Below are 13,211 nucleotides of genomic sequence, written 5' to 3'. Positions count from 1 at the left end.
TCAGCGCGTAAGGCCCAGCGCCTCAAACACCCTGAGCGCCGCATACGCATCGTTGGCGGCATAGATCAGCTGGGCTTCTGTCAGCCGCAGGTTGGCCCAGTTGGACGTCGTGGCTTTTCTGGACTTGATGAAGCGCTTGTTGAACAGTACCGCCACCGCGCCGCGCACGCCCATGTCCTTGCGGTAGCCGCGTTCCCGGAACACGCTGTTCAGGTCCAGCACACCCTGCGGGTCCACGCCCAGTTTGCTGATGATGCGCCTGCGGTCGTCGCCCAGGCCAAAGCCGGCCTTGATGACAATTTTCGATTCAAGCAACACCGCCACGGCGCGGCGGCACGCTGCGTCCTCCAGCTGGAAGATATAGCCCTTGTGCAGCGTCGACAGCTGCACGATGTGGGGGCCCAGGGAGGCTTCATTCTTGGCGAAGGTGGGCTTGGACTCGGTGTCGAACCCCAGCGCCGTGGCGCCGGCCAGTTCCTCCAGCGCGCTGCCGGCTTGCTGCGGCGTTGAGATCAGCTCGATTTGCGCCAGGGCCAGGCGCTCAAAGGGCTCAAGCAGTTCAATCTCTTCCTTGCCGGGGGTTAAATGGCGCTCTGTCATAGGGTTCCATGCATCAAAATAGAAGATAGAGCTTACAGCGCCTTGCTGCAGCATCCACCCGACCGTTGAAAGCCCATGGCCACCGCAAAAAGCATCACCACCGACCGGCACCTGCTGTACCCTTCGCCGCGCAACCGGCACCGGACTGTTTTCATGCACGAGGTGTTTTTGCCTTACCCCTACATGCTGATTGACCTGGAAAGCTACAACTTCAAGGGCCACTACAGCCTGTTTGCCGCGTGCCGGCTGTCAGACCGAAAAATGGGGCAACTGGTCACGCTGGAACTGCCTGAAGACGAGGTCAAGTTCAAGGCTGAGTTTGTACCGGATTGAGGTATTGAAATGGGTTTTTTCCGATATTTAACGGGCTTGGGTCGCTATTTATAAAGTAGCAAGTTAAAGCCTTGCCGCCAGCCGCGTTCCCTGGTCAATCGCACGCTTGGCATCAAGCTCGCTGGCTTCGTCGGCGCCGCCAATCAGGTGCGTCCTGACGCCAGCGGCCTGAAGCGGCGCCAGCAGTTCCCGCAAGGGTTCCTGGCCCGCGCACAGCACGATGTTGTCCACGCGCAGTACCGCGCCGTCCTGGCGTTTGCCGCCAAAGGTGATGAAAAGGCCCAGGCCTGAGCCGTCTTCGCCGATACGTTCGTAGTTCACGCCCGACAGCATTTCCACGTTTTTCATCTTCAGCGCCGCCCGGTGAATCCATCCAGTGGTTTTGCCCAGGCCCGCGCCCATTTTGCCGGGCTTGCGCTGCAGCAGCGTGATGTGCCGCGCGGCCGGGGTGCTGTGGGGCTTGACCACGCCGCCGCGCACCAGGCCGGGGTCTGTCACGCCCCATTCGGCCAGCCAGGCGGGCAAGTCGAGCGCGGTGGAATGGCCGGGCTGGGTGACCAGAAACTCGGCCACGTCAAAGCCGATGCCGCCGGCGCCTATCAGCGCCACGCGCGGGCCGACCGACTGGCGGCCCAGCAGCACGTCGATGTAGCGCAGCACCTTGGGGTGGTCCTGGCCCGGAATGCGCGGGTCCCGGGGTTTGACGCCGGTGGCCAGAACCACCTCGTCAAACTTTTGAGCCAGCAGGTCGGCGGCCTCGATGCGCGTGTTCAGGCGCAGCCGGACGCCTGCCTTGTCGATGCGCTGGCTGAAGTAGCGCAGCGTTTCTGAAAACTCTTCCTTGCCCGGCACGCGCCTGGCCAGGTTGAACTGGCCGCCAATCTCCCCGGCCGCATCAAACAGCGTCACGTCGTGGCCGCGCTCGGCCAGCGTGGTGGCGGCGGCCAAGCCGGCCGGGCCGGCGCCCACCACGGCCACGCGCTTGCGGGCGGGGGCGATGCGGATGACGAGCTCCAGTTCGTGCCCGGCGCGCGGGTTGACCAGGCAACTCGCCAGCTTGCCCTTGAAGGCGTGGTCCAGGCAGGCCTGGTTGCAGGCGATGCAGGTGTTGATCTCGCGGCTGCGGCCCTGGGCGGCCTTGTTGACGAATTCGGGGTCGGCCAGGAAGGGGCGGGCCAAGCTGACCATGTCGGCGCTGCCGTCGGCCAGCACCTGCTCGGCGATTTCGGGCGTGTTGAGTCGGTTGCTGGTGATGACGGGGATCGTCAGCCCGGCCACGCGCAGTTCGGTGCGCAGCTTCTTGGTGACCCAGGTGAAGGCGCCGCGCGGCACCGAGGTGGCAATCGTCGGCACGCGGGCCTCGTGCCAGCCGATGCCGCTGTTGATCAGCGTGGCGCCGGCCGCTTCGACGGCCTTGGCGAGCAGCACGACCTCCATCCAGCTGCTGCCGTCCGGGATCAGGTCGATCAGCGACAGGCGGTAGATCAGGATGAAGTCGGGCCCGACCGCTTCGCGCGTGCGCCGCACGATCTCGACCGCCAGGCGCATGCGGTTGGCGTAGCTGCCGCCCCAGTCGTCGCTGCGCTGGTTGGTGTGTGTCACCAGGAACTGGTTGATCAGGTAGCCTTCGCTGCCCATGATCTCGACGCCGTCGTAGCCGGCTTCCCGCGCCAGTTGGGCGCAGCGGACGAAGGCGCGGATCTGGCGCTCGATGCCGGCCGCGCTCAATTCGCGCGGCGTGAAGGGCGAAATCGGGCTCTGGATGCGGGAAGGCGCGACGCACAGCGGGTGGTAGCCGTAGCGGCCGGTGTGCAAGATCTGCAGCGCGATCTTGCCGCCCTCGGCATGCACCGCATCGGTGACCTGGCGGTGCCGCCGCGCGGCGCCCGAGGTGGCCAGCATGCCGGCAAAGGGTTTGGTCCAGCCCGCAATGTTGGGCGCAAAGCCGCCCGTGACCATCAGCCCCACGCCGCCGCGCGCCCGCTCCGCAAAATAGGCGGCCATGGCCGGAAAGTGCTTGCGCCCGTCTTCCAGTCCGGTGTGCATGCTGCCCATCAGCACCCGGTTTTTCAGGGTGGTGAAGCCCAGGTCCAGCGGCGCCAGCAGGTGCGGATAGGGAAGGGCAGGGGAAGAAGTCGTGGTGGCCAAGTGCAGTCTCCGGGTCAGGGTTGCCTGCATGGTAGCGGCAGCCAACGGCGTTTAACGCCGCGTGCGGCAACCTGGGCGACAGGCCTTGCTGCGCCTGCAGGCAAACCCCGAAAAGCCTGATGGTCTATAAATTAGCTATAAAAATAATAGCTAAAAGTCAACGTATCAATTGGGCTTGATGCACTTTTTTATCGCATTTGCGGCTTCGGCCACCAGGGCCGGGCCTTTGTAGATCAGGCCGGTATAAATCTGCACCACGTCGGCGCCAGCCTTGATTTTGGACACCGCGTCCGCACCGCTCATCACACCGCCCACGCCAATGATGGGAAAGTCTTTTCCCAATGCCGCGCGCAGCTGGCGAATTACCCGGTTGCTGGCTTCCAGCACGGGCGCGCCGCTCAGGCCCCCGGCTTCCTCGGCATGGCGCAGGCCCTTGACGGCGTCGCGGCTCAGGGTGGTGTTGGTGGCCACCACGCCGTCCATGGCGTGGCGCTGGAGCGTGGCGGCAATCACCTCGATCTGGGCATCATCGAGATCGGGCGCGATCTTCACGAAGATCGGCACGCGTTTGCCGTACTGGCTGGCCAGGGCTTCGCGTCGTTCGGCAATGCGGCCCAGCAACGCTTCCAGCGCCTCGTCGCTTTGCAGCGCGCGCAGGTTCTTGGTGTTGGGGCTGGAAATGTTGACGGTCACGTAGTCGGCATGCGGGTAGACGCCGTCCAGGCAGATCAGGTAGTCGTCCACCGCGTTTTCAATCGGCGTGGCAGCGTTCTTGCCGATGTTCAAGCCGAGCAGCAAGGTACTTTTTGCACCTTGCTTGCGCACGCTGGACTTCTGCACGTTGGCGAGAAAGGCGTCCAGCCCGTCATTGTTGAAGCCCAGGCGGTTGATCAGCGCATGGGCTTCGGGCAGGCGGAACATGCGCGGCTTGGGGTTACCGGGCTGGGCCTTGGGCGTGACGGTGCCGACCTCGACAAAGCCAAATCCCATGGCGGCCAGGCCGTCAATGCAGCGGGCATTCTTGTCCAGGCCCGCTGCCAGGCCCACGCGGTTGGGGAACTTCAGCCCGGCCAGCTCGATCGGGTCGCTCACCTTGCTGCTGCAATAGAGGGCTGAAAGCGGCGTGCCCTGGGTCCGCGCCAGCGACGCCATGGTCAGTTCGTGGGCGGTTTCGGGGTCAAGCCCGAATAAAAAGGGACGGGCAAGGGCGTAGGGGAGCAGGGACATTGGATAATTCGGGAAAATGGCTATGGATGGTGCGGCTTGGGCAGGCGCTTGAGCCCGCAAGACATAAGCTTTGATTGTCGCAAAAACAACTTCACTTCCCGGTAAACCCAACATGACGCAAGACGAACTCAAAACACTGGTCGGCCAGGCGGCCCTGCATTACGTGCAAGACGGCAGCATTGTCGGTGTCGGCACTGGCTCCACGGTCAACAAATTCATCGACGCGCTGGCGACCATGAAAGACCGCATTGCCGGCGCGGTGTCGAGTTCAGTGGCTTCCACCGAACGCCTGCACGCGCTGGGCATCAAGGTGTTTGACGCCACCGAAGTCGATGAACTGGCGGTGTATATCGACGGCGCGGACGAGATCGACCACGCGGGCTACATGATCAAGGGCGGCGGCGCGGCCCTGACGCGGGAAAAAATCGTGGCGGCCCAGTCGCGCCAGTTTGTCTGCATTGCGGACGAGTCCAAGCTGGTGCAGACGCTGGGAAATTTCCCTGTGCCGGTGGAGGTGATTCCCATGGCTGAAAAACGCATTGCGCGCCAGTTTGCGGCCCTGGGCGGCACGGTGACCTTGCGACTCAAGGAGGGCAAGCCCTTGGTCACCGACAACGGCCAGCATATTCTGGACGTGACCGGCCTGAAGATCAGCGATCCGCTCGGGTTTGAGTCCCAGGTCAACCAGTGGCCGGGCGTGGTGACGGTGGGGGTGTTTGCATTTCAGAAGGCCCACGTGTGTTTGCTGGGGACTGCAACCGGCGTCAGGACCCTGTCGTTTTGACGCGGGCTGCACGCCGCACCGATGCAGGGCAAATGCCTGCATCGTCATGACCCTGCGTTTTCAGTCCCTTACCCCTGGCGTGCAACTGGCCGAGCAGGTGGCTTAGGCGCTTTCGGCTGAAATTCATGCTGGCCGGCCGTTGCCAGGGGAGAAGCTCCCCACGGGCGCAGTCAAGGGCCCCGGCGTCGCAAGCTTGGCCGTGCAACCCTCAAAAGGCAGGTTAGAACCGAATTCCCGCCGGGTTGGTCGCCGGCGGTGTGACCTGCGGGGCCGGGCGTGGATTTGGCTGGGCGGCGGCTGGCGCTGACCCTTCGGCGGATCTGGCGGGCGCTTCAGCGACACGTACCAGCGGCGCAGGGGCCGGCCGGCGGTAGCTGGGCGGCAATGTGGAAGACGCCGGGTAGCCCGCCGCGTTGAGGAACTGCGTCCACTCGGCATCGGAGAAGCCCTTGAGTTGCTGGCCTCCTATCGTCATGAAAGGCAGTGAATTGTCGCCACTCAGTCGCTGCAGCGCCTCTGCGTCCTCATTGGTGGTGACCGTTTTTTCAGTGAACGGGACACCACGGCTGGTCAGCAGGGAAACGCCCGCAATGCAGGGCCCGCACTTGTCGCTGGTGTACAGGGTCACCGGGTATTTGGCGGCCACTTGCCGCAACGCATAAGGCAGGCCCGCCGAGGCGCCGGCTGAGGCAGGACCGGCATTGGCCGACGTTCCCCTGGTTTCGCCGGCTGAGGGTGGCGGCTTGTCCGAATAGGTGACCTTTCCATCCGGCCCCACGATGCGGAAAACCGTCTGGGCCTGCACTGCAGGCGACAAGAAACTGCCCGCCAACACGAGCAGTGCACCAAGGGCTGAAAATCTGACAGCGTTTGAACTCATGCTTTCCCCAATTGTCTTGACCACAGGCTTTTCAGACGCTCAAGCCATTCCCTGATGGCGCAGCAAGGCATCAATGGATGGCTCGCGGCCCCTGAAGGCTTTGAACGACTCCATGGCGGGGCGGCTTCCGCCTGCCTCAAGGATGGCCTGCCGGTATTTTCTGCCGGTTTCCACGGTGACTGTCGTTTTGCCTTGTTCGTCGCTGGCATTTTGCGCGGCAGCTGCCGTTTCTTCAAAGGCCGCGTAAGCGTCGGCCGACAGCACTTCCGCCCATTTGTAGCTGTAGTAGCCCGCGGCATAACCGCCCGAAAAGATGTGGCTGAAGGTATGCGCGGTGCGGCTGTAGGCCGGGGCCGAAATCACGGCCGTTTCCTTGCGCACTTCATTGAGCAGATCCATCAAATCGTCGGCCGGATTGTGCGAGGTGTGCAAGAGCATGTCAAACAGTGAAAACTCGACCTGGCGCAGCGTCTGCATGCCGCTCTGGAAGTTCTTGGCCGCCAGCATTTTTTCAAACAGTGCGCGCGGCAGGGGCTCGCCGGTGTCGACGTGGGCGGTCATGCTTTCAAGCACGTCCCATTCCCAGCAGAAGTTTTCCATGAACTGGCTGGGCAACTCGACAGCGTCCCATTCCACACCGCTGATGCCCGAGACATCGCGCTCATTCACCTGCGTGAGCATGTGGTGCAGGCCGTGGCCGAACTCATGAAACAGCGTGGTGACATCGTCGTGGGTCAGCAAGGCTGGTTTGCCGCCTACACCTTCGGCAAAATTGCAGACCAGATGCGCCACCGGCGTTTGCAGCACGCCCGTGTCGGGGCGCAGCCAGCGGGCGCGAACGTCGTCCATCCAGGCGCCGCCACGCTTGCCCGTGCGGGCTGGCTGGTCGAGGTAGAACTGGCCCACCAGTTGGCCGTCGCGTTCAATGCGATAGAACCCCACGCCGGGCTTCCACACCGGTGCGGAGTCCTCTCGAATGGTGACTTCAAACAGGGTTTCAACAATTTTGAAAAGGCCCGTCAGCACTTTGGGGGCGGTGAAGTATTGTTTGACCTCTTGTTCGCTGAAGGCGTAGCGCGCCTCCTTGAGCTTTTCGCCAATGTAGGCGTAGTCCCAAGGCTGGGGGTCGGGCTGATTCAGCGTTTCCAGCGCAAAGGCGCGCAGGTCGGCGATGTCTTTTTCGGCGTAGGGGCGGGCGCGCTGGGCCAGATCGCGCAAAAAAGCACTTACTTCATCGGGCGACTGGGCCATTTTGGCCACCACAGACACTTCGCCGAAATTACGGTAGCTCAGCAGTTGGGCTTCTTCCAGCCGCAGCGCCAGAATTTCACGAATGATGACGCTGTTGTCGTACTGGTTGAATTCTGCGGGGGCCTGGTCGCTGGCGCGCGTGGTGTAGGCCCGGTAAAGGGTTTCGCGCAAGGCGCTGCTTTCGGCAAACTGCATGACGGGCAGGTAGCTCGGCATTTTCAGGCTGAGCTTGTAGCCGGCCTTGCCCTCGGCCTCGGCTTGCTCCCGGGCAGTTTGCAGGACGTCCTCGGGAATTCCGGCCACTTCCTCTGCCGTGGCGTAGTAGGCAAAGGCCTGGGTGGCGTCCAGCGCGTTCTCGCTGAACTTCTGGCTCAGTTCCGCCTGGCGTTCCTGTATTTTGGCGAAACGTTCCTTGGCTGAGCCGATCAGTTCAGCACCTGACAATACAAAGTTGCGGATGGCATTTTTGTGGGCCTGGCGCTGCTCGGTGTTCAGGCTGGCCACGTCAATGGCTTTGTACTTGGCATACAGGCGCTCGTCGGCACCCAGTCGGGCCCAGAACTCGGTCACCGCTGGCAGTGCCGTGTTGTAAGCCGCACGCATCTCGGGCGTGTCGGCCACGCTGTTCAAATGGCTGACGGCACCCCAAGCCCGGCCCAGATTCTCAGTAGCCACATCGAGCACGCGGGCAATGTCGACCCAGGTGGCCGGAAAATCAGGCGCCGTGACCTGCTCGAGCGCGGCATCAGCCTTGATAATCAAGGTGTCCAGCGCCTGGCCAACATGCTCAGGCAGGATTTGATCAAACAGCGGAAGGTCAGAAAAGTCGAGGAGTGGATTGGTCATGACTTCTAGCTGTGGGCCGATGAAGAAAATCTAAAGAGCCAGGGCCTGCTGATGACGCCTTGCTGGCCAGAAAAATAAACGCGCCGGCACAAGCCGGGCAAACGCTTCAGTCTTGCGAGCGCTTCTTGACGCTGCGTTGCTTGGGCTTGGCGCGCTTGACGGTGCCGCCCGGGGTCAGGCGCTGGTTGCCGAGCACCCGCAGGGTCTTGACTTCGGGCCGCTGGCCGTAGCGTGAGCTGTTTTTCAGTACCTTGATGTCGCGCGGGCCGGGCATGCGGTCTTCGCTGACCTTCTTTTCTTTTTCCGGCAGAGGGCGCCACAACACCAGCAGCTTGCCAATGTGCTGGATGGGCGCGGCGTTCAGTTCGTCGGCGAGGGTTTGAAAAATCTGTTCTCGTCCGGCCCGATCGTCGGACTGGACCCGGACTTTAATCAGGCCGTGCGCGTTGAGGGCCGCGTCAGTTTCCTTCTTGACCGCGTCGGTCAGACCGTCTGAGCCAATCATGACGACGGCGTTGAGGTGATGCGCTTCGGCGCGGTGATCTTTGCGCTGGGCAGGGGTAAGTTGTATTTGAGCCATGCCCCAATTATCGGTGGAGTCCGTAAGACGACAATAGCGCGCATGAAAGTAAATACGAAGTCAGATGCAAGTGCCCCTGTAAAGGTGGGTGCAAAAGCCGCCACGAGCTTGGCGGGGAAGGCAAATCCCAAGGGCAAGAAGGTCAACAAGGCGTGGTTGCACGAGCACATTAACGATCCCTATGTAAAGCTTGCCAAAAGAGAGGGCTACCGGGCCCGCGCCGCCTACAAGCTGAAGGAAATGGATGAAACGCTGGGCTTGATCAAGCCGGGCGACTGTGTGGTGGACCTGGGCAGCACGCCTGGCGCCTGGAGTCAGTACGTGCGCCGCAAACTCTCGCCCGCCGGGGCTGCGGCCGGTGAGCTCAAGGGCCGCATCATTGGACTGGACATGCTGCCCATGGAACCCATTGAGGGTGTGGTCTTTATCCAGGGCGACTTTCGCGAGCTGGAAGTGCTTCAAAAACTGGAACAAGCCCTGGTCACTGACGCCAGGGCGGTTGCGGTGGACCTTGTTATTTCCGACATGGCCCCCAATCTATCGGGCATTGAGTCGGCTGATGCGGCCCGCATCACCGATCTGGTTGAGCTGGCGGTAGAGTTTGCCCAGAAGCACATGAAACCGGAGGGGGCGCTCGTCGTCAAGCTGTTTCATGGAAGCGGCTACGACCAGTTGGTCAAACTGTTTCGCGCGACCTTCAAGGTGGTCAAGCCCATGAAGCCAAAGGCCTCCAGGTCCAATTCGTCCGAAACCTTTCTGGTGGGGCGAGGTCTTAAAAGGCCGGATTGAGTCGCAAACGTGAAGCGCAAGACGGTAGAAATTGCCTAAATCCGCTTGAAGTCAGGGGGCGTATTGCGCTTCGTGACGTTTTTACCCTTGAAACGCCTAAAATCGGGCGCATGTGCCTTTTGTTCTTACACCGGAGTAGTCCTTGAACAATCAGTGGTTTCCAAAAATTGCAATCTGGCTGGTCATAGCCATGGTCCTGTTCACCGTTTTCAAACAATTTGATACGCGTGGCGCTGCGGGTTCAAGTTACTTGGGTTATTCCGAGTTTCTGGAGGAAGTACGCGGCAAACGAATCAAGACCGCGACGATCGCTGAAGGCCAGGGCGGCACCGAAATATCGGCCGTGACCACCGACGACCGCAAGGTTCGAACCACGGCGACCTACCTCGACCGTGGCCTGGTGGGCGACCTGATCGCCAACGATGTCAAGTTCGATGTCAAAGCGCGCGAAGAGGGCTCGTTGCTCATGACGCTGCTGGTCAGTTGGGGTCCCATGCTGCTGCTGATTGGCGTATGGGTTTATTTCATGCGGCAAATGCAGGGTGGCGGCAAGGGCGGCGCTTTCAGTTTTGGTAAATCCAAGGCCCGCATGCTTGATGAGTCCACAAATCCCGTGACCTTTGCAGACGTGGCTGGCTGCGACGAGGCCAAGGAAGAGGTCAAGGAAGTTGTTGATTTCCTGAAAGATCCGCAGCGCTTTCAGAAGCTTGGCGGCCGCATTCCGCGCGGTTTGCTGCTGGTCGGCCCTCCGGGCACTGGTAAAACGCTGCTTGCCAAGGGCATTGCGGGCGAAGCCAAAGTGCCGTTTTTCTCGATCTCCGGCTCCGATTTCGTTGAAATGTTTGTTGGCGTCGGTGCTGCGCGCGTGCGTGACATGTTTGAAAACGCCAAGAAAAATGCGCCTTGCATCATCTTCATTGATGAAATTGACGCCGTTGGCCGTCAGCGTGGCGCTGGCGTGGGCGGCGGCAATGATGAGCGCGAGCAAACCTTGAACCAGATGCTGGTCGAGATGGACGGCTTTGAGACCAACGTCGGTGTGATCGTGGTGGCTGCCACCAATCGTCCGGACATTCTGGATGCCGCCTTGCTGCGCCCTGGCCGCTTTGACCGTCAGGTGTACGTGACGCTGCCCGATATTCGTGGCCGCGAGCAGATTTTGAACGTGCACATGCGCAAGGTTCCGTTGGGCCAGGACGTCAATGCGAGCGTCATTGCCCGCGGCACGCCCGGCATGTCGGGCGCTGACCTTGCCAATCTGTGCAACGAAGCGGCACTGATGGCTGCCCGCCGCAGTGCTCGTGTGGTCGAGATGCAGGACTTTGAGAAAGCCAAAGACAAGATCCTGATGGGCCCAGAGCGTAAAAGCATGGTCATGCCCGAAGAAGAGCGCAGGAACACCGCCTACCACGAGTCCGGTCATGCGCTGCTCGGCAAGTTGCTGCCCAAGTGCGACCCGGTGCATAAAGTCACCATCATCCCGCGTGGCCGCGCCTTGGGCGTCACAATGAGCCTGCCGGCGCAAGACCGCTACAGCTATGACCGAGAGTACATGCTCAGCCAGATCAGCATGTTGTTTGGTGGCCGTATTGCTGAAGAAGTCTTCATGAACCAGATGACGACGGGCGCGAGCAACGACTTTGAACGTGCCACGGCACTGGCCCGCGACATGGTCACCCGCTACGGCATGTCCGAGGCCCTGGGTCCCATGGTTTACGCTGAAAACGAAGGCGAAGTGTTCCTGGGGCGTTCGGTCACCAAGACCAACAATGTGAGCGAGTCCACCATGCAAAAGGTCGACATGGAAGTGCGCCGCATCATTGACCAGCAATACGCCCAGGCGCGCAAGCTGATCGAAGACAACAAGGACAAGATCCACGCCATGGCCAAGGCGCTGCTGGAGTGGGAAACTATTGACGTCGAGCAACTCGATGACATCATTGCCGGCAGGGAGCCGCGTCCGCCCAAGGACTGGACGCCGCGCAATCCTTCCGTCGGTGGTGGCAGCGATGGCCCCAGCGGCGGTACACCAGCGGTAAGCACTGAGCCTGCACCGACGGCGGCCTGAAGACTGGCCAGGAAAGCTTTTAAATCATGAAAACCGGGGCGAGTCCCCGGTTTTCTTTTTTGGGGGCAGCAAGCTGTCCGCTTGAGATGACTATTCAACAAAAAAGACCCCCCGTGATCTGGCAGACATCGCGCTTTCAGATTGATTTGTCCACGCCGCGCGTCATGGGCATTGTCAACGTCACACCCGACTCTTTTTCCGATGGCGGCAAGCACTTTGTGCCAGGCGGTGGTTTTTCGGGTGTGTTTGCGCACTGCGAACAACTGCTCGGGGACGGCGCCGACCTGCTCGATATCGGCGGCGAATCGACGCGTCCCGGGGCGCCACCCGTGCCGCTGGAGGAGGAACTTGCGCGTGTTCTGCCTGTCGTGCGTCATGCTGTGAAGCTTGGCGTACCGATATCGGTAGATACCTACAAGCCCGAGGTGATGCAGGCGGTGCTGGATCTGGGCGCAGACATCATTAACGACATCTGGGCGCTGCGCCAGCCTGGTGCTGTGGAGCAGGTAGCCGCTCATCCGGCTTGCGGGGTTTGCCTGATGCACATGCACCGCGAGCCCGAAACCATGCAGATGGCTCCAATGGAGGGCGACGTGGTGCCGCAGGTCCTGTCTTTCCTGGCGCAGGCAGCGCAAAGCCTGGAAGATGCAGGCGTGGAAAAGAGCCGAATCGTGCTGGATGTGGGCATAGGGTTCGGGAAAACCGTAGCGCAGAATTTTTCGCTGCTGGCACGTCAGCAAGAAATCCTGGCGGCTGGTTATCCGTTGCTGGCGGCCTGGTCGCGCAAGTCGTCCCTGGCGGCTGTGGCCTCGGCGGAAATGGCGGATCGAATGGTGCCCAGCGTGGCGGCGGCTTTGCTGGCGGTTGAGCGCGGAGCCCGCATCGTGCGTGTTCACGATGTGCGCGAGACGGTGCAGGCCCTCAAGGTCTGGACTGCGGCGCGATAGACTGAGTGATCTGGAGCAACTGCGCTGCCGCAAGAACGCAATTCCTGCCGCGTGGTGTCTGCCGGCGCAAGCTTCTAAAATCGGGCAAACCTTTTTACTCACCAAGAACAACCAGCCCACAGGGCTTATCCACATGACAAGAAAATACTTTGGCACTGATGGCATTCGCGGCACGGTCGGTCAGCCGCCCATCACGCCCGACTTTGTGCTGAAGCTCGCTCACGCCGTGGGCCGCGTTCTTCGCAAGTCCGAGTCCCGCCCCACCGTGCTGATCGGTAAGGACACCCGCATTTCGGGCTATATGCTGGAAAGTGCGCTGGAGTCCGGTTTCAATTCGGCTGGCGTGGATGTCGTGTTGCTCGGGCCCCTGCCAACGCCGGGTGTGGCCTACCTCACACGGGCCCAGCGCGCCAGCCTGGGGGTGGTGATCAGTGCCAGTCACAATCCCTTTGCCGACAACGGTATCAAGTTTTTCAGTGCACAGGGCACCAAGCTCAATGATGAGTGGGAGCTGGCGGTGGAAGCTTCGCTGGACGAGCCGCCGGTCTGGGCGGACTCGGCTTCGCTGGGAAAGACGCGCCGCCTGGAGGACGCTGCGGGTCGTTACACCGAATTTTGCAAGAGCACATTTGCCCATGACCTGACGCTCAAGGGCCTGAAAATCGTCGTCGATGGCGCCAACGGCGCTGCGTATCACATCGCACCCATGGTGTTTCATGAACTGGGTGCCGAAGTGATTGCCATCGGCTGCAAGCCCG

11 protein-coding genes and 1 pseudogene are annotated in these 13,211 nt (G+C 61.5%); 6 read left to right on the top strand and 6 right to left on the bottom strand.

Annotated features, from left to right (window positions below; genetic code table 11):
- Positions 1 to 600: a 3'-5' exonuclease gene (locus IV091_RS00620; RefSeq protein ID WP_293464009.1), complete on the bottom strand. Its 600-nt coding sequence runs from the start codon at positions 598 to 600 to the stop codon at positions 1 to 3.
- Positions 601 to 675: 75 nt separating this feature from the next.
- Between IV091_RS00620 and IV091_RS00615 the strand changes: the two genes are divergently transcribed.
- Entirely contained in the window at positions 676 to 933 is a 258-nt protein-coding gene (locus tag IV091_RS00615; RefSeq protein ID WP_293464007.1) for a hypothetical protein, read from the top strand.
- A 63-nt stretch (positions 934 to 996) separates the two neighbouring features.
- On the opposite strand, the gene IV091_RS00610 is transcribed toward IV091_RS00615, so the two are convergent.
- Both IV091_RS00610 and IV091_RS00605 read right to left on the bottom strand, forming a co-directional pair.
- Complete coding sequence (locus tag IV091_RS00610; RefSeq protein WP_293464005.1) at positions 997 to 3,081, bottom strand: NADPH-dependent 2,4-dienoyl-CoA reductase; 2,085 nt, start codon at positions 3,079 to 3,081, stop codon at positions 997 to 999.
- Between the two features lie 165 nt (positions 3,082 to 3,246).
- A complete protein-coding gene (locus IV091_RS00605; protein WP_293464003.1) occupies positions 3,247 to 4,308 on the bottom strand; it encodes a quinone-dependent dihydroorotate dehydrogenase in 1,062 nt (353 codons plus the stop codon).
- 112 nt (positions 4,309 to 4,420) lie between these two features.
- On the opposite strand from IV091_RS00605, the gene rpiA reads away from it, so the two are divergent.
- Positions 4,421 to 5,092 carry a ribose-5-phosphate isomerase RpiA gene (gene rpiA / locus IV091_RS00600; protein ID WP_293464001.1) on the top strand — a complete coding sequence of 224 codons (672 nt, stop codon included), beginning with the start codon at positions 4,421 to 4,423 and terminating at the stop codon, positions 5,090 to 5,092.
- A gap of 220 nt (positions 5,093 to 5,312) precedes the next feature.
- Here the strand turns inward: rpiA and IV091_RS00595 are convergent, their stop codons facing one another.
- From IV091_RS00595 to IV091_RS00585, 3 genes are all read right to left on the bottom strand, one after another.
- Complete coding sequence (locus IV091_RS00595) at positions 5,313 to 5,972, bottom strand: glutaredoxin domain-containing protein (RefSeq protein WP_293463999.1); 660 nt, start codon at positions 5,970 to 5,972, stop codon at positions 5,313 to 5,315.
- Positions 5,973 to 6,011: 39 nt separating this feature from the next.
- The gene (locus tag IV091_RS00590; RefSeq protein WP_293463997.1) at positions 6,012 to 8,069 is read right to left on the bottom strand and encodes a M3 family metallopeptidase; all 2,058 of its coding nucleotides are present in this window, start codon (positions 8,067 to 8,069) and stop codon (positions 6,012 to 6,014) included.
- Between the two features lie 106 nt (positions 8,070 to 8,175).
- Complete coding sequence (locus IV091_RS00585) at positions 8,176 to 8,649, bottom strand: YhbY family RNA-binding protein (protein ID WP_293463995.1); 474 nt, start codon at positions 8,647 to 8,649, stop codon at positions 8,176 to 8,178.
- A gap of 42 nt (positions 8,650 to 8,691) precedes the next feature.
- Here IV091_RS00585 and IV091_RS00580 point away from each other — a divergent pair, with 42 nt between their 5' ends.
- The 4 genes and pseudogenes from IV091_RS00580 to glmM all read left to right on the top strand — a co-directional run.
- Positions 8,692 to 9,438: an RlmE family RNA methyltransferase gene (locus IV091_RS00580; RefSeq protein ID WP_293463993.1), complete on the top strand. Its 747-nt coding sequence runs from the start codon at positions 8,692 to 8,694 to the stop codon at positions 9,436 to 9,438.
- Between the two features lie 142 nt (positions 9,439 to 9,580).
- The gene (gene ftsH / locus IV091_RS00575) at positions 9,581 to 11,506 is read left to right on the top strand and encodes an ATP-dependent zinc metalloprotease FtsH (RefSeq protein ID WP_293463991.1); all 1,926 of its coding nucleotides are present in this window, start codon (positions 9,581 to 9,583) and stop codon (positions 11,504 to 11,506) included.
- A 113-nt stretch (positions 11,507 to 11,619) separates the two neighbouring features.
- Positions 11,620 to 12,453 (top strand): dihydropteroate synthase, encoded by an 834-nt coding sequence (gene folP / locus IV091_RS00570; RefSeq protein ID WP_293463989.1) that lies wholly within the window; start codon positions 11,620 to 11,622, stop codon positions 12,451 to 12,453.
- Positions 12,454 to 12,586: 133 nt separating this feature from the next.
- Positions 12,587 to 13,211 (top strand): annotated as a pseudogene (glmM, locus tag IV091_RS00565) (phosphoglucosamine mutase); the annotation flags it as partial.

Source organism: Polaromonas sp., assembly GCF_018780625.1.
Lineage (GTDB): Bacteria > Pseudomonadota > Gammaproteobacteria > Burkholderiales > Burkholderiaceae_C > Polaromonas.
This window is presented reverse-complemented; position numbering and strand designations above follow the sequence as displayed.

Excerpts from the sequence above, each read along its gene's own strand:
- IV091_RS00620 (WP_293464009.1), bottom strand. The coding sequence starts at position 600 with ATGACAGAGCGCCATTTAACCCCCGGCAAGGAAGAGATTGAACTGCTT.
- IV091_RS00595 (WP_293463999.1), bottom strand. The coding sequence starts at position 5,972 with ATGAGTTCAAACGCTGTCAGATTTTCAGCCCTTGGTGCACTGCTCGTG.
- IV091_RS00590 (WP_293463997.1), bottom strand. The coding sequence starts at position 8,069 with ATGACCAATCCACTCCTCGACTTTTCTGACCTTCCGCTGTTTGATCAA.
- IV091_RS00605 (WP_293464003.1), bottom strand. The coding sequence starts at position 4,308 with ATGTCCCTGCTCCCCTACGCCCTTGCCCGTCCCTTTTTATTCGGGCTT.
- IV091_RS00585 (WP_293463995.1), bottom strand. The coding sequence starts at position 8,649 with ATGGCTCAAATACAACTTACCCCTGCCCAGCGCAAAGATCACCGCGCC.
- IV091_RS00615 (WP_293464007.1), top strand. The coding sequence starts at position 676 with ATGGCCACCGCAAAAAGCATCACCACCGACCGGCACCTGCTGTACCCT.
- IV091_RS00580 (WP_293463993.1), top strand. The coding sequence starts at position 8,692 with ATGAAAGTAAATACGAAGTCAGATGCAAGTGCCCCTGTAAAGGTGGGT.
- rpiA (WP_293464001.1), top strand. The coding sequence starts at position 4,421 with ATGACGCAAGACGAACTCAAAACACTGGTCGGCCAGGCGGCCCTGCAT.